Here is a 14766-nt window from a genome sequence, read left to right as displayed (position 1 = left end):
TTCCCCGCGCGCGGGGAGAGGGAACATCCCGTCCGTTTGAAACTTCCTGCTCCTCGGAACGTAATCTTTCGTGCTAATCTCCATTGTCCCCTTGCGACAGGATCCCGGCATGAACCCGATTGACCTGGTGGTGACTGTATGTGCGGTGCTCTCGCCTGCGACCTGCGAGGAGCAGCATCTGGTGTTCAACTTTGCGGGCTCGCCGAGGCAATGCGTGATGGCTGCGCCGCCCTATATCGCGCAATGGGTCGGCGACCATCCGAAGTGGCAGGCGGTGCGGTGGCGCTGCGAATATCCGCACCCGAACGACAAGGCGTGAGCCGCCTTCGTTATTTCGAGCAGTCCTTCAGGTCTTTGTCGGCGATCGAGAACACCGCGTCCGCCTTGATCTCGATGTCGCGGACGATGCACTGCCGCGCATTGGGATAGCTGACCCTGGCGTCATAGCGGCCGGGTTCGACGCCGGTGATGCGCAGCCGCTCGTCGTGGTCGACCTCCTTGTCCTTGTCGTTCAGGCACTGGTTCGGGCCCCACTCGGTCTTGCCGGCGGGCGAGAGCTGGAAGCCGGAGATCGTCTCCGTCGTCAAATTCCAGAGCCGGATGCCCTTGCCCTTGCTTTGGGCGGCGGCTTCGCCGGCCAACGTCAACAACGCGATCAAAGCCAGAAACCAACGCATCAGCCGATCCTCCCAAAGGCGACCTGTTATTCCCTGATCAGGCGCTCGCGGTTCTTTGCCTTGTCGAAATTCCTGGCGCGGTCAAGGCCGATCGGCGCGATCAGCTTCGCCGAGGCAAGATCAGCGCCCTCGAAATCGGCGTCAGTGACGGTGGCTCCGGTCAGGTCGGCGCCGCCGAGCTGAGCATTTTTGAGCGATGCGCCGGTCAGGTCGGCTCCCTTGAGGGAGGCAAATTCGAGATCGACGCGCGACAGGTCGGCATTGCGCGCGTTCAACCCTTCCAGATTGGCGGATCGCAGCACGGCGCGCATCAGCCCCATCGACTGGTTGCGCATATCGGCGCCAAGATGCGCGTTCGCAATCGAGGCGCCGATCAGGCTTGCGCCGGTGAGGTCGGCCGCGATGCGAGCACCGGTCAGGTCCGCGCCGTCCAGACGCGCGCGCGCCATCTGCGAGGCGAACAGATTGGCGCCCTTCAGGCTCGCGCCCGCGAGATCTGCGTCGAGCAGCCACGCCTGATCGAGGATCGCCTGATCAAGACGGGCACCGGCGAGTTTCGTCTTGTTGAGTCGTGCCGCACGGAGAATCGCCGTGGAAAGGTCGAGACCCGAGAGATCGAGCCCCGACAACCGCTTGCCGGTGAAATCGGCCGGCGCCACGGCGCTGGCTTTGGCCAGGATGGCCTCGACCTCCTGCCGGCTCATTTCCGCGGAGACCATCGCGGGTGACGTGAGGTCGACGTCACGCATCATGTCCTGCGCGCTCGCCATGGTCGCGACGAGAGCGAGGCCAAGCGTCATGAGGGCGACCATTCGCTTCATCATCGGGCTCCGCTACGGGCCCTGTTTAGCACGCGCTTTGCGTGGCTGCCTATGAGGCATCACGCCCGGCGTGTTCGCCGCCATGTTCGCCTTGGATTCTCGCCACGAGGTCCGCCCTGATCGCGGCGATCTCTGCGTCGCCGCGTGCGCCACGCGGGATGCTGATGGGCACTTCTGCCAGAATTCGCGCCGGCTGCGGCGACAGGAAGAACAAGCGGTCGCCGAGGCGGATCGCATCGTCGAGGCTGTGGGTGACGAGCAGGGTCATCATGGGGCGGCTTGCGACCAGCGTCGCGATCTCGTCGCGCAGGCGGCCGGCGAGCGCGTCGTCGAGCGAGGCGAGGGGCTCGTCGAGCACGAGCAGATCGGGCTCGACCGCGAAGGCGCGGGCCAGCGCGACGCGCCGGGCAAGACCCAGCGACAATTCGCCGGGAAAGTGGCTGCGATGCGCTTCCAGCTCCAGGATCCTGAACAGCTCCGACAGCTTCGCCTCGGAGATGCCAGGAGCTGCAAGCCGCACATTCTGCTCGACCGAGCGCCACGGCAACAGCCGCGGCTCCTGGAACACCATCCCGATCCGCGCTTCCGGTGGACGCGCGATGGTCCCGTGGAAATCGCGGTCGAGCCCGAGGATGATGCGCAGCATCGTGCTCTTGCCGCAGCCGGAGGGGCCGATCAAAACGCCGACCTCGCCGGATTGAAGCGCGAAGCTGACCGGGGCCAGCACCTCGTGCGTTTCGCCCGCGGCACTCCTGAATGTCTTTCCGGAGATATCGACTTCAAGCCGCACGGGGCCGCCACCGTGTTGCGCGGGCTTCGAACGGCTGCACCAGCAAGGTTTCGATGACGAGTACGACGGCCGCGAAGGTGAGCGAATAGGCCAGCAGTCGCGGCGTGTCGAACAGCTGGAAGGCGACGCCGATCTCGAAGCCGACGCCGTTCGGCCGTCCCAGCAGCTCGGCCACCAGCACGATCTTCCATACCAGCGACAATCCGGACCGGGCCGAGGCTGCGATATAGGGCGCAAGCTGCGGCAGCACGACGTGGCGGAACGCGCGCCAGCGCGGCATCGCGAACACGGTGGCCATCTCGTCGAGCGAACGGTCGAGCGCGCGCGTGCCCTCGCGCAAGGTAACGATGGCGGTCGGCAGCTTGTTGATGGCGATCGCCGCGATCGCGGCCGCTTCGGTCAGGCCGGCCCAGATATAGGCCAGCACGATCACGACCAGCGCCGGCAGGTTCAGCAGCAGGATCAGCCAGGGATCGCCGAGCCGGTCGGCGAGCTTCACCCGTCCCATCAAATAGCCGATGGCGCTGCCGAGCGACATCGCCAGCACGAAGGCGAGCGCGACGCGCGCCAGCGTGGCGCCGAGATGCAGGAACAGGGCGCCGCTCGATGCTTCCGCGATGATGACGTTGAGCACGGCAGGCGGGGAGGGCAGCTTTGCGCCGCCGACGAACAGCGCTGCAATCCACCAGGTCGCGAGGAACAGGGAAAACGAGAGAAGACGCAGCACCTCAGTCTCCGGGGACTGCGTGATAGAAGGTGCCGGGATCGAGCTCGGCCGCCGGCCCGACCAGGTCGCGTCCGCCGATCTCGGCGAGCACGCGATAGAGCACGCGCGCATCCGCCTCCTCGTCCACGATGCTCCGGCGCGGAATGCCGTCGCGATAGCGGTCGCGGTAGGTCTTGAGGATGGCCGGATCGCTCGCGCCGGTGAGCGGCGCGATCTTGTCCCAGGCGGCGTCCGAGGTGACCAGCAGCTGCTTGGCCTTGCGGGTCATCGCAATGAAACGCGCCACCGCATCGCGGTGGCTTGCGGCCCAGCTCTCGTCGAAGACATAACCGACCGCGGACACCGCGCCCTTGGCCCCCAGCTTCGGCAAAATATCCTCGATGCCGGCGAGGCGGCGAAAGCCCTTGGCCTCGAGCTGCGCACAGAAATTCCAGAAGTTGAGGCTCGCATCCATCTCGCCGTCGAGCGCCTTGGCGGCAATCAAGGGCGGCGCGCCATAGACGATGCTCGCGTCCGACTTCAGGTCGATGCCGTCCTGCTTCATCCGCGCCTGCAGCAGCAGCCAGCTCTTGTCGATCGCGCCGCCGCCGACGCCGAGCTTGCGGCCCTTGAGGTCGGCGAGCGTCTTGAGCGGCGACGAGGCCGGCACCATCACCGCGCCGAGCGCGCTGGAATAAGGATAGAAGGTGAGCTTGGCGCCGAGCACGCGCTCGCGCGACACCCACAGCCAGTCGGACAGGATGATGTCGGCACTCCCGGCGCGCAGGGCGATCTTGCCGGCCTCGGGGCTCGCGAGCTCGGCGACGTCGAGCGACAGATCGGCTTCCTTGTCGAGCCCGCCGGCGCGGATTGCGGCCAGCTCCCAGGAGAATGTTCCGGTCTTCTGCACTGCAAGGCGGATCGTATCCGCGGCGCGGCCGGGGGCGGCCAGCGACAGCGCCAGCGTCATCGCGAGCGCCAATGTTCGTCCAGGCGCTCTCAAACCAAGTGCTCTCATCACCTTGTGAGCCGTTTCCTCGAAGGGAGTGCTTTTCATGACAATACGCATAGCATAGCTTTCGTCGCAACCAGCGGGAGGACGCTCATGAATCTGGCGGGACAGCTACGACCGATTGTCGCCGCATTGGCGGTGTGGGCTGCGACCGTCTACGCCGCGCGTGCCGAGGAGGCCAATGATTATCCGACCTCAGCGCGTGCCGAATACGTCTATGGCTGCATGAAGGCCAATGGCGAGAGCCGGCAGTCCATCGAGCAATGCTCCTGCTCGATCGACGTGGTGGCCTCGATCGTGTCCTATGACCGTTACGTCACCGCCGAGACGGCGCTGAGCATGTCCCAGGTGCGCGGCAATCTCGGCGTCCAGTTTCGTACGTCGGAGCAGGCGAATTCGGCGGTGAACGATCTCAGGCGCGCGCAGGCGGAAGCCGAGGTGAGGTGTTTCTAGCTGCCGCATAGACGGTGCGATCCCTTCTCCCCTTGCGGGAGAAGGTGGCGCGAAGCGCCGGATGAGGGGTATCTCTCCCCACGTTCAGACGACTAAGAGTGCCGCTCGCGGAGACATACCCCTCACCCGTCTCGCCGCTTTGCGGCGAGCCACCCTCTCCCACAAGGGGAGAGGGGAGGGCAGAGCCTCACGTCCCCGGCTTCTCCACATCCCATTCATTGCGGAACACGTGCCCGTCCGTGTCCTTCGCCTCCGCACGGAATCGCTTGGCGCCATTTGACACATACGTGAAGCGCAGGTTGGGATCTTCCGAGATCGAGATGCCGCCCTCCATCGACAGCACGGGGCTGTCGTCCTGCGTCAGCTTCAGCTGGTTGACGAAGAAGGCGGGGACGTAGAGCTGCGTGACCTGATCCATTTGCAGCCCGGAATTGTTGGGATGGCCGATCATGATCTGCGCCTCGCGGACGCGGCTCGCCGGTGCCTCCTCGCGCGCGAATTGCCGGTAGCGCATCTGGCCGAGCCGGTTCCTGGCTTCCTCGATGTTCTTTCCTGCCGGCGCCGAGCAGCCGCCTGAGGCCTTCACATAGGTCTTGGCGACGTAGAGCTGGCCGTCGCTGAGCTCGGCGACCGCGTGGACGTCGGTGTAGTTGTTGACGCGCACGCGCGTGGAGATCTCGGTGACGTTGGCATCTGCGCCGAGCTCGAACTTTGCCGCCATTGGCGCGGGGTTGCGGTCGATGACGAGGGTGATCGAACGGATGCGGCGGCTATCCGCAGGCGACAGTTTGCTGCGCAGGGTCACCGGCACGATCGCCGCGTCCTCGGCGCGATAGGGCATCTCGATGCCGATGACGTCGTTGCCGTCGTTGATCGGACGGTTGCTGAAGATGTCCTGCACCAGGCCCGGCCAGGGATCGTAAGCCTCCTCGGCGCTCGCCGGCACAGCGAAGGCGATGCCAAGCAATGCGGCGATCAGGGGCAGGCGGCGTGTGCATCCCGTCATGGTCGTGGTTCCGTGCGGACGAAGCAGTTTTCTCTGGGGCGGCGCAGCCGATCCCCCGTCCAGCGTAGCGCGTCCACTACTCCCATTCAATTTCCGAAAATGCTGCGGTTGCGTTGCGAGCATTGTAGTCGTCGAACAATTGCCAATGCGGCCGTTCCGATGCGGCCGCCTTGTCGGCGGCAGTCCGGATCGGCTCGCCCTTCTTGTTCGACGCCCGCACGTCCGCCAGCAGCGTCGTGAGATAACGCCGCTCGTCGCCGAGCGCGGCAGGCCAGTCGCTCACAGGCCCGTGACCCGGCACGACGCGCTGCGCCGGAATTTTATCGAGTTCCCCGAGCGTGCCGAGCCAACCGCGGATGCTGCCGTCCATCACCGGAATATGGCGGAGGAAGACGAGATCGCCCGCAAACAGCGTCTTGCTGGCCTCGTCGAACACGGTCAGATCGTTGTCGCTGTGCCCGACCGGCCAGGCCCGCAAGGAGAGGCGGCGCGACCCGAGATCGAGCGTCAGGGTATCAACGACGAGCAGGGTGGGCGGCACGATCTTCACGGGATCGATCAATTCGCTACCCATGAGGCGTCCAAAATTGTCGAGATAATACGGCCCGCGCGTCGCCAGCGCCTGCGGCAGCTTGCCGTGGCCGACGAAGCTGGTTCCCTCTGCGGCGAAGGCCGCATTGCCGAAGACATGGTCGGGATGGCCATGGGTGTTGATGACGTAGCGGATCGGCTTGGATGTGCGAGCCCGCACCGCCGCCAGCAGCGCCTCGCCCTCACGGAGGCTGCCGCCGGTGTCGATCACGGCCACTGCATCCTCGCCGACGATAAAGCCGACATTGGCGATGTCGCCTTCGTTCTCGCGGGTCATGAGGGCGGTGGTCCCGGAGTGCACGAAGATTCCCGGTGCGACTTCGCTCACAGGCAATTCGGCTGCCCCGGCGCGTGCTAGCGTTGCTGTCCCCAGAAGGGACAGGGCTGCGATCAAGGAAGCGATGCGAGACACTTTTCCGCCTCAGTTCAGATGGCTTGCCGCACTGCACTGCAACAAACCAAAGCCAACACAAAGTGTGGCAAAGCATGGCGCGTCATGCGTTGCATGGCTAGCATTCAAACAAACCGAGGAGGAAGCGCGATGACGGAGGCCGGGCGACATCGTCGCTGGTTGTTTTCACTGTGGGTCCTGGTGGCATCCTGCGCATTCGGCGACGTCGCCATTGCGCAGACCAGCGAGACCGGCGACCTCTCGTTCGAGCTGGTCGATCCAAAAGTGCTGCGCGTCTGTGCCGACCCGCGCAATCTGCCGTTCTCGAACGAGAAGGGCGAGGGGTTCGAGAACAAGCTCGCCGAGCTGCTCGCGGACAAGCTCCAGAAGAAGCTCGATTACGTCTTCTTCCCGCAGGCCACCGGCTTCGTGCGCATGACGCTGGGCGCGCATCGCTGCGACGTCATCATGGGATTTCCGCAAGGTGACGACCTCGTGCAGGGCACCAATCCCTATTACCGCACGACCTATGCGCTGGTCGCCAAGACCGGCAGCGGGCTCGAGGACGTCGATACGCTCGAAGACGCGCGCCTGAAGGGCAAGCATGTCGGCATCGTCGCCGGCACGCCGCCGGCGACCAACATGGCGCTGGCCGGCCTGATGGGCGATGCAAAACCCTATCCCCTGATGATCGACACGCGCTTCGATAACTCCGCGCAGGCGATGGTCGACGACCTCGTCGCCGGCAAGATCGACGCAGGCGTGCTGTGGGGTCCGATGGCCGGGTATTATGCGAAGAAGGCTGGCTCGCTTCATGTTACGCCGCTGGTGAAGGAAACCACCGGGCCAAAGCTGATCTATCGCATCGGCATGGGCGTGCGCCCCGCCGACCAGAACTGGAAGCGGCAGCTCAACAAGCTGATCCAGGAGAACCAGGGCGAGATCAACAAGATCCTGCTCGACTTCGGCGTACCGCTGCTCGACGAGAGCGACAAGCCGCTCGGCGCGGAGACGGCCAAGAAGACGCCATGAGGCGGCGCGTTGCCGCTGCGCTGGTTGCCGCTGCCCTCACGGCGCCGGCATTCGCGCAGCAGCAGGAGCCGTTCGAGCCCGATGGATATCGCGCCGACAATTACCGCGCGCCGGTGCCGGCGACGCTCACTGGCGCGCGCGTGCTGACGACTGCGGAGGCCGAAGCAATCTGGCGTGCGAAGAGCGGCGCGTTCATCGACGTGCTGCCACGCGCGCCGAAGCCGAAGAACCTCCCCGAAGGCACCGTCTGGCGTGATATGCCGCGGAAAAACATTCCGGGCAGCATCTGGCTGCCGGACACCGGCTACGGCATTCTGCCGCCCGCCATGGACGATTATTTCCAGCGCGGCCTCGCCCACGCCGCGCGCGGCGACAAGGCCGCGCTGCTGGTGATCTATTGCCTGGCCGACTGCTGGATGTCCTGGAACGCCGCCAAGCGCGCCTTGGCCTACGGTTATGCCAACGTCGCCTGGTACCCCGACGGCACCGATGGCTGGGAGCGCGCAAACCTTCTGCTGGACGATGCGCAACCCGAGCCGCGGCCGGAGCAATAGTTCTCTCCTCGTCATTGCGAGCGTAGCGAAGCAATCCAGAGTCCCTCCGTGGAAAGATTCTGGATTGCCTCGCTGCGCTCGCAATGACGGTGTGGGTCGTCCGCGCACATCGACTAGACGCCTCGCGGAAGCTCCCTTTCGCCGAGAGCGAGGCGGAAGCAAAGCCTACTGCTTCTGCAGCTTCGTCAGCGTGCCTGTACCATTGTTGTCGGTCGCCGAGTACGTCACCCTGTCGCCGGCATGGACGGCATCCAGCATCGCGGCGTCCTTGGCCTTGTACTCCTGAAGCGTGCCGGCGCCGCCTGCGCTGCCGCCGACTGTGCCCTTCTGTGTCTGCTGGATCGAGATCGTGCTGTTGAGCCGGTCGATTCTGGTGACCATCCCGGTCATGTCGTCAGCAAAAGCAGGGGACGCAAGCGTGCTGATGGCTGCAGCGCATGCGAAGATGAATTTTGTTGTTCCCATCGAGGCCTCCCGACGTCTTGGAGTTCACGTCGACAAGCCATCCTAGAGCGATTTGGTTCCGGCTGATAGCGCGGCAAAGGGTAACGATTGATATCGCGGGAACTTTCAGAAAGTCGTCGTCAGCGAGGCTGACGCTATTCCATTTCCTGCTGGATCACGCGTCCGAGAGCGAACAGGCGCTGGTCGATCGCGGTCGGAACCTCGCAGACGAACCGCACCACCTTATGGCGATCTTCGAAAATGCGGGTTTCCCAGATCAACTGGTTGCTGAGCGCATCGACCTTTGCGTCGTCGCGTGGTGTCGCGCTCTGGAGCGCCTGGAGCTGGATCGACTCCTCGCGGATCTTGTCGGCCGCCTCGCGCTGTTTGCGGCTGACGCGTTCGAGCCCGTTCATGACCTGCGAGCGCTGGGCGTTGAGCGTGTCGAACAAGCCGGCGAACAACAGCTTGGCGTTCGCCGTCTTGTCAGCGGCGGAGCCGGCCAAAAACTCCTTCACCGACTTCTCGGCCTCGTCCATCGGCGTCTTCCGCGCCGACAGTTTTGAGACCAGCGCGGTGACCTTTGCGTCGTCCTTCCATTTGGTCTCGGCGTCGTCGAGTGCGGGACCGGCCCAGACGGCGGCGAGCGAGATGTCCGGCACCTTGGCCTGCGTGCAAGGCCAGTTGGGATAGCGTGGATCGGCGGCGCACGCAGCCGTGCTCGCAACGGCGAGCGCAAAAGCGGCCATGGCCAGAACCTTCATCATTCGCCTCCCGCAGGGCCCCGTCGCGCCAGCCCGCGCGAGGGATCATAGGCCAGAATCGCGCCGATCATGAAGACGATTGTGCAGGCCGCCACCACCGCCAGCGAGATCCAGTTGATTTGCCCGTAGAATGCAAAACGGATCAGTTCGACCGCATGGGTGAACGGGTTGGCCTGGCAGAGATAGTAGAGATAGGGGCTCCCCTCCTGCACGCGCCAGAGCGGGTAGAGCGCGGAGGAGGCGAAGAACATCGGAAAGATCACGAAGTTCATTACGCCGGCAAAACTCTCGAGCTGCTTGATGCCCGAGGAGATCAGCATGCCGAGCGAGCCCAGCATCAGCCCGGACAGGATCAGCGCCGGCAGCACCGTGAGATAACCGATGGGGGGAGGCGTGATGTCCCAGAACCAGGCGATCAAGAGGAACGCATAGACCTGGAGCAGCGACACCGCGGTGCCCGCCAGCAGCTTGCAGAACAAGAGGAACCCGCGCGGCAGCGGGCTCACCAGCAGCGTCCGCATATTGCCCATCTCGCGGTCATAGACCATCGAGAGCGAGGACTGCATGCCGTTGAAGAGCTGGATCATCGCCATCAGCCCGGGCGCGATATAGACCTCGTAGAGGATGTAGGTCTCGTAAGGCGGGATGATGGAGATGCCGAGCACCTGGCGGAAGCCGGCGGCGAAGATGAACAGCCATACCAGCGGCCGTACCAGCGCCGAGACGAAGCGCTCGCGCTGATGCAGGAAGCGCAGGCCCTCGCGCCAGACGATGCCGGTGAGGCAGGTCATGTATTCCGCGGTCGAGAAACCGCGCGGTGTATCCCGCGTCGTGATGCTGCTCATGCGCCGCCTCCCGGCATCGTCTGCGCACCGGTCAGGCGCATGAAGGCGGTGTTGACGTCCTGCGCGCCGGCATCCGTGATGACGCGGCTCATCGGCCCCTGCGCCAGCACCTTGCCCTGGTGCAGCACCACGAGGTCGTCACCAGGCATGATCTCGTCGAACAGATGCGTGGCCCAGAGCACGCCGATGCCTTGCTCGGTGACGAGCTGGCGGACATGGCTGATGATGTCGGCGCGCGCCTTGACGTCGAGGCCGACGGTCGGCTCGTCCAGCAACAGCAGCCGCGGCCGGTGCAGCAGGGCGCGTGCGATCTCCAGCCGCCGCATCTGGCCGCCCGAGAGATCGCGCACCTTGCTGCCGGCACGCTCTTCGAGCCCGATGCGGCCGAGCAGCTCGCCGCTGCGCGCGGCCGCTTCGCGCCGGCTGATGCCGTGGAGTGCGGCGTGATAGAGCAGGTTCTGCGTCAGCGACAGGTCGAGATCGAGCGTGCGCGGCTGGAATACGACGCCGAGCAGCCGCAGTGCCTCGCCGGGGCTCTTGCTGATGTCGTGGCCGAAGATGCCGACACGCCCGGACTGGATGCCGAACAGGCGCGTGATCAGCGAGAACAGTGTGCTCTTGCCCGCGCCGTTGAGCCCGAGCAGCGCAGTGAAGCTCGCAGGCTGCACATTGAAGGAGACGTCCATCAACGCCCGGCGCGGCCCGTAGGAATGGCTGACGCCGTCGATCGACAGCGCCGGCACCGCGGCCGCTTGCAGCCTCGGCATCTCCTGTGGCTCGGCGATGGGAGCAGGGCTGGTCATGGCGAGATCGTAATGCCCCAGGGCAGTTCGCCCACCTGAATGGTCTTGATCACCTTTTGCGCGACGACGTCGATGACCGAGACGTCGTTCGACACGCCGTTGGTGGTGAGCAGGTATTTCTCGTCCGGCGTGAATGCCATGTGCCAGACCCGCTGTCCCACCAGCAAATATTTCGTCACCTTGCGCGAGGCGACGTCGACCACGGCGACGCGGTTGGCGGGACCCAGCGCGACGAAGGCGGTCTTGTCGTCTTTGGTCATGCCGATGCCGACCGGCTGGATCGCCTCTTTCCGCAAGCCCGGAATCTCGAACGTGACTTTGCCGGTCACCTCGTGCTTTTTGGGATCGATGATCGAGACGGTGCCGCCGATCTCCGAGGACACCCACAGCTCCGAACTGTCATGCTTGAATTCGGCAAAGCGCGGCCGCGCGTCGACCAGCACGTTGGCGACGATCTGGCGCGACGAGGTGTCGATGAAATGCGCCATGTTGGTCGTCTCGGACGTGTTGATCAGTGTCTTGCCGTCGGGGCTGATGGTCATGCCCTCGGGCTCGACGCCGACCTGGATGTCGCCGAGCCGCGCGCGCTTCTCCAGATCGATCACGGTCACCGTGTTGTCGTTCTCGTTGGCGACATAGAGGATCTTTCCGGCCGCATCCTGCGCGAACAATTCCGGGTCGGGCCCGGAGGGCAGGCTGTCCACGATCGCTTGCGTCTTGGCGTCGATCACCTGGATGGTGTCGTCGTCGCCGACCGCGACCATCACGAACTTGCCGTCGCGCGTGAAATCGATGCCGCGCGGGCGCTGGCCGACCTTGATGGTCTTGGTCACGGTCCAGCTGTCGGTGTCGATCACCGAGACCGTGTTGCTCTTCTCGTTCGAGACATAGGCGATGAACGCATGCGCGGGCGCAGCCGCAAGCGCCAGTCCGGACAGCAACCCCACACGCCACATGCGCAACATTCGCGTCCTCATTTCAGCTTGCATTTGCTCTCCGGGCGGTCGTAGCCGAGCGTGTCGAGCTCGGAGACCTGGTGCAGAAATCCCTCCTGCGGCGATACCGACACCACCATCCGGCCGTCGACCAGCAGGATCGGCTGGCGCAGCTGCAGGTTCCAGTCGCGCAGGCTCAGTTTTGTGCCCTTGAACGCGGCAACCGAGAAGTCCGGCCCCTTGATGAAGTCGGCGACCTTCTTGACGTCGCCGGAATTGGTGCGCGAGGTGGCCTCGCCGATCATGCGCACCGCCGTCCAGGCCTGCATGTCGAGCGGGGTCATGCGCCGCGAGTTCAGCTTGATGAAGCGGTTCTGCATCTGGATCGCGCCCCACTGGTCCTGCGATGCGTCCCAGCTGCGCGGCACGAGGCCGGCCGAGCCCGCGACGGGGCGCGGATCCCAGGTGCGATAGGGCAGATAGGCGCCGAACACTTCGCTCTCGTCGGCGGCGACCAGCACGTCATAGGCCGGCAACTGTTGCGTGAACACCGGCATCTGGCGCTGGATCAGCGTGACACCGCTATCGGTGCGGCGCGCGCCGCCCTTGTCCTCGAAGGTCTTCTCTTGCACGATCTTGGCGCCGAAGCGTGTGGCGGTACGCCGGAGCGCGTCTGCAAACAGCTTGTCCTCGTCATGCGAGCCGACCACGAGCACCCAGCGCTTCCACTGCTTCCACACCAGATATTGGCCGAGCGCATCGGCCAGCATCGCGCGCGTCGGCGCGGTGTGGATGACATTAGCGCGGCAATCGGCCTCGCGCAGGCGCTCGTCGATCGCGCCGGCGTTGAACAGCAGCGTGCCGCGCTCGCGCAGGGCATCCGAGACCTTCAACAGCGCGTCGGCCGGCAGGTCGGCGATGATGAAGCCGTTTTTTTCGGCCAGCGCAGCCGCAGCCTCAACCGGATCTTCGCCTTCCTTGATGCGGCGCTCCTCCAGCGTGAAACGCTGGTTGAGGAATTTTCCCGTGGTGTTGTTGTCCTCGATGGCGAGGCGCGCGCCGGCGACGCCGTCATTCTCCGCGGGCTGCTCGACCAGCGACAGCGTCGATCTGGTGCCGGCGACGCCGAGATAGCCGACGCCGATCTGCACCGGGTCGGCCGCGAGCGCGCTCGTCGCGGCAAGACCCAGGCCGATCAGGCCGACCAACCATCGGATCATGTTTCCTCCAGAAGTTCTCCCTGGCTTGACCGCCGGTGGAGAATTGTCTCTGCTAAAGCATGACCGATTTGGCCCGGCTTGCAACCCCGCATTTCGTCCCCGCGCGCGCGAGGCCGGGAATCACGATCATGCGAGCGCTGATCTGTTTCGCAGCTTTGCTGTTGACGGGTTCGGTCGCGTTGGCCGATCCGCCAAGGCTCGCGGTGTTCGATTTCGAGCTGATCGACACCAGCCTTCCCGGCGAGTTCTACGGCTCCAAGCCGGAGGAGGCGCGGCTCGAGCGCATCAGCGACCAGCTGCGCAAGGAACTGGCGCTGTCAGGAAGGTTCCAGCTGCTCGACATCGCGCCGGTCAGGGATGCCGCCCGTCACGCCAATCTGCAGGCCTGCGGCGGCTGCGACCTCAAGCTTGCCGGGCAGCTCGGCGCCGACCTCGAGATCACCGGCATGGTGCAGAAGGTCTCGAACCTGATCATCAATCTCAACATCTATCTGCGCGACGTGAAGACCGGCAACATGATCACCGTCGCCAGCGCCGACATGCGCGGCAACACGGACGAATCGTGGTCGCGCACGATGAGCTACCTGATCCGCAATCGATTGCTGGCGCCGAACTACGGGAAGCCGGAGTAGAGCTTCGCCTTTCCCCGCTAGCTCTGCTGCACCCTCGCCCCTTGTGGGAGAGGGTGGCTTCGCGAAGCGAAGACGGGTGAGGGGTCTCTCTCCGCGAGTCTAACTTTCACTTGAAGCGCGGTGAGATACCCCTCATCCGGCATCCGGCGCCATAGCCGAAGCTTTGCTTCGGCGTTCTTAAGAACGGCGGCCGTGGGCCGCCTATGCCACCTTCTCCCGCAAGGGGAGAAGGAAGAAATCACCCCTTCAATCTTTCCGCATGCCAGTGCAGATGATCGCCCATGAACGTCGAGATGAAATAATAGCTGTGGTCATATCCCGCCTGCCGCCGCAGCGTCAGCGGGATGCCCGCCTTGGTGCAGGCGGCCTCGAGCAGCTCGGGCCTGAGCTGTTCTTTCAGGAAATTGTCGGCCTCGCCGACGTCGACGAGGAAGCCGGAATATTTCGCGCCGTCCTCGATCAGCGCCACGGTGTCGTGGTTGCGCCAGGTCTCCTTGTTCGGTCCGAGATAGCCGGTCAGCGCCTTGATGCCCCAGGGCACGAGCGAAGGCGCCACGATCGGCGCGAACGCGCTGGCCGCGCGATAGCGGTGCGGATTGCGCAGCGCGACCGTCAGCGCGCCGTGGCCGCCCATCGAATGGCCCATCACCGATTGCCGCTTGGCGTCGACCGGAAAATTCTCCGCCACGAGCTTGGGCAGCTCGTCGGTGACATAGCTCCACATGCGATAGTTGCGCGCAAACGGTTCTTGCGTCGCGTCGATATAGAAGCCAGCGCCGAGGCCGAAATCATAGGCATTGTTGGCATCGCCCGGCACGTCGGGCCCGCGCGGACTGGTGTCGGGCGCGACGAAGATCAGGCCGAGCTCGGCGCAGGCTTTGCGGAATTCGCCCTTTTCGGTGACGTTGGCATGGGTGCAGGTGAGGCCGGAGAGATACCAGACCACGGGAAGCTTTGCGCCGGCGGCATGTGGGGGAACATAGACCGAGAACACCATGTCGGTTCCGGTCGCCTGGCTGGCATGGCGGTACACGCCCTGCACGCCGCCATAGGAAGTGTTGGTCGAGACAGTCTGGATCGTCATGCCGTT

The 14766-nt window shown here is 64.8% G+C and carries 19 protein-coding genes; 5 read left to right on the top strand and 14 right to left on the bottom strand.

Features of this window, described 5'->3' with window-relative positions; translation table 11 throughout:
- The first annotated feature begins 109 nt into the window (after positions 1 to 109).
- Positions 110 to 319, top strand: coding sequence for a hypothetical protein (locus AB7245_RS31895; RefSeq protein ID WP_014493627.1), 210 nt, complete (start codon positions 110 to 112; stop codon positions 317 to 319).
- A 10-nt stretch (positions 320 to 329) separates the two neighbouring features.
- On the opposite strand, the gene AB7245_RS31890 is transcribed toward AB7245_RS31895, so the two are convergent.
- Genes AB7245_RS31890 through AB7245_RS31870 form a run of 5 tightly spaced genes read right to left on the bottom strand, consistent with a single transcriptional unit; the run spans position 330 to position 3964 of the window.
- Positions 330 to 677 (bottom strand): hypothetical protein, encoded by a 348-nt coding sequence (locus tag AB7245_RS31890; RefSeq protein ID WP_187387988.1) that lies wholly within the window; start codon positions 675 to 677, stop codon positions 330 to 332.
- A gap of 26 nt (positions 678 to 703) precedes the next feature.
- Positions 704 to 1501, bottom strand: a complete 798-nt coding sequence (locus tag AB7245_RS31885; protein ID WP_439035397.1) for a pentapeptide repeat-containing protein — start codon at positions 1499 to 1501, stop codon at positions 704 to 706.
- Between the two features lie 46 nt (positions 1502 to 1547).
- The gene (locus AB7245_RS31880) at positions 1548 to 2288 is read right to left on the bottom strand and encodes an ABC transporter ATP-binding protein (protein ID WP_354120391.1); all 741 of its coding nucleotides are present in this window, start codon (positions 2286 to 2288) and stop codon (positions 1548 to 1550) included.
- Positions 2278 to 3015, bottom strand: a complete 738-nt coding sequence (locus tag AB7245_RS31875) for an ABC transporter permease (protein ID WP_038957639.1) — start codon at positions 3013 to 3015, stop codon at positions 2278 to 2280. The genes AB7245_RS31880 and AB7245_RS31875 overlap by 11 nt, the downstream gene beginning before the upstream one ends.
- 1 nt (position 3016) lies before the next feature.
- On the bottom strand, positions 3017 to 3964 hold the full coding sequence (locus AB7245_RS31870) for an ABC transporter substrate-binding protein (protein ID WP_354120497.1): 948 nt from the start codon (positions 3962 to 3964) through the stop codon (positions 3017 to 3019).
- Positions 3965 to 4099: 135 nt separating this feature from the next.
- On the opposite strand from AB7245_RS31870, the gene AB7245_RS31865 reads away from it, so the two are divergent.
- Entirely contained in the window at positions 4100 to 4459 is a 360-nt protein-coding gene (locus AB7245_RS31865; RefSeq protein WP_014493633.1) for a hypothetical protein, read from the top strand.
- Between the two features lie 187 nt (positions 4460 to 4646).
- Here the strand turns inward: AB7245_RS31865 and AB7245_RS31860 are convergent, their stop codons facing one another.
- On the bottom strand, positions 4647 to 5465 hold the full coding sequence (locus AB7245_RS31860) for a quinoprotein dehydrogenase-associated SoxYZ-like carrier (RefSeq protein WP_071911687.1): 819 nt from the start codon (positions 5463 to 5465) through the stop codon (positions 4647 to 4649).
- Positions 5466 to 5541: 76 nt separating this feature from the next.
- Complete coding sequence (locus AB7245_RS31855) at positions 5542 to 6468, bottom strand: quinoprotein relay system zinc metallohydrolase 2 (protein WP_439035396.1); 927 nt, start codon at positions 6466 to 6468, stop codon at positions 5542 to 5544.
- A gap of 129 nt (positions 6469 to 6597) precedes the next feature.
- Here AB7245_RS31855 and AB7245_RS31850 point away from each other — a divergent pair, with 129 nt between their 5' ends.
- Both AB7245_RS31850 and AB7245_RS31845 read left to right on the top strand, forming a co-directional pair.
- Entirely contained in the window at positions 6598 to 7479 is an 882-nt protein-coding gene (locus AB7245_RS31850) for a substrate-binding domain-containing protein (RefSeq protein WP_071911690.1), read from the top strand.
- Positions 7476 to 8033 carry a PQQ-dependent catabolism-associated CXXCW motif protein gene (locus tag AB7245_RS31845; protein ID WP_439035395.1) on the top strand — a complete coding sequence of 186 codons (558 nt, stop codon included), beginning with the start codon at positions 7476 to 7478 and terminating at the stop codon, positions 8031 to 8033. Before AB7245_RS31850 ends, AB7245_RS31845 begins: the two co-directional genes overlap by 4 nt.
- 165 nt (positions 8034 to 8198) lie before the next feature.
- Here AB7245_RS31845 and AB7245_RS31840 read toward each other — a convergent pair whose 3' ends face one another.
- The 6 genes from AB7245_RS31840 to AB7245_RS31815 all read right to left on the bottom strand — a co-directional run bounded on the left by AB7245_RS31840 (position 8199) and on the right by AB7245_RS31815 (position 13044).
- Entirely contained in the window at positions 8199 to 8498 is a 300-nt protein-coding gene (locus AB7245_RS31840) for a copper-binding protein (protein ID WP_063981995.1), read from the bottom strand.
- 134 nt (positions 8499 to 8632) lie between these two features.
- Positions 8633 to 9241: a hypothetical protein gene (locus AB7245_RS31835; protein WP_063981996.1), complete on the bottom strand. Its 609-nt coding sequence runs from the start codon at positions 9239 to 9241 to the stop codon at positions 8633 to 8635.
- Positions 9241 to 10086 carry an ABC transporter permease gene (locus tag AB7245_RS31830; protein WP_439035394.1) on the bottom strand — a complete coding sequence of 282 codons (846 nt, stop codon included), beginning with the start codon at positions 10084 to 10086 and terminating at the stop codon, positions 9241 to 9243. Before AB7245_RS31830 ends, AB7245_RS31835 begins: the two co-directional genes overlap by 1 nt.
- Positions 10083 to 10889 (bottom strand): ABC transporter ATP-binding protein, encoded by an 807-nt coding sequence (locus AB7245_RS31825; RefSeq protein WP_439035393.1) that lies wholly within the window; start codon positions 10887 to 10889, stop codon positions 10083 to 10085. The genes AB7245_RS31830 and AB7245_RS31825 overlap by 4 nt, the downstream gene beginning before the upstream one ends.
- A complete protein-coding gene (locus AB7245_RS31820) occupies positions 10886 to 11854 on the bottom strand; it encodes a YVTN family beta-propeller repeat protein (protein ID WP_439035392.1) in 969 nt (322 codons plus the stop codon). The genes AB7245_RS31825 and AB7245_RS31820 overlap by 4 nt, the downstream gene beginning before the upstream one ends.
- Before the next feature lie 8 nt (positions 11855 to 11862).
- On the bottom strand, positions 11863 to 13044 hold the full coding sequence (locus tag AB7245_RS31815) for an ABC transporter substrate-binding protein (protein ID WP_439035391.1): 1182 nt from the start codon (positions 13042 to 13044) through the stop codon (positions 11863 to 11865).
- A 59-nt stretch (positions 13045 to 13103) separates the two neighbouring features.
- Between AB7245_RS31815 and AB7245_RS31810 the strand changes: the two genes are divergently transcribed.
- Positions 13104 to 13676, top strand: a complete 573-nt coding sequence (locus tag AB7245_RS31810; protein ID WP_439035390.1) for a DUF3280 domain-containing protein — start codon at positions 13104 to 13106, stop codon at positions 13674 to 13676.
- Between the two features lie 238 nt (positions 13677 to 13914).
- On the opposite strand, the gene fghA is transcribed toward AB7245_RS31810, so the two are convergent.
- Positions 13915 to 14760 (bottom strand): S-formylglutathione hydrolase, encoded by an 846-nt coding sequence (gene fghA, locus AB7245_RS31805; protein WP_439035389.1) that lies wholly within the window; start codon positions 14758 to 14760, stop codon positions 13915 to 13917.
- Between the last annotated feature and the right edge of the window lie 6 nt (positions 14761 to 14766).

It is taken from the genome of Bradyrhizobium sp. 604_D8_N2_3, assembly GCF_051810765.1.
GTDB classification, from domain to species: domain Bacteria; phylum Pseudomonadota; class Alphaproteobacteria; order Rhizobiales; family Xanthobacteraceae; genus Bradyrhizobium; species Bradyrhizobium barranii.
The sequence above is the reverse complement of the archived record's forward strand: the minus strand, read 5'-3'. Positions and strand labels throughout refer to the sequence as shown.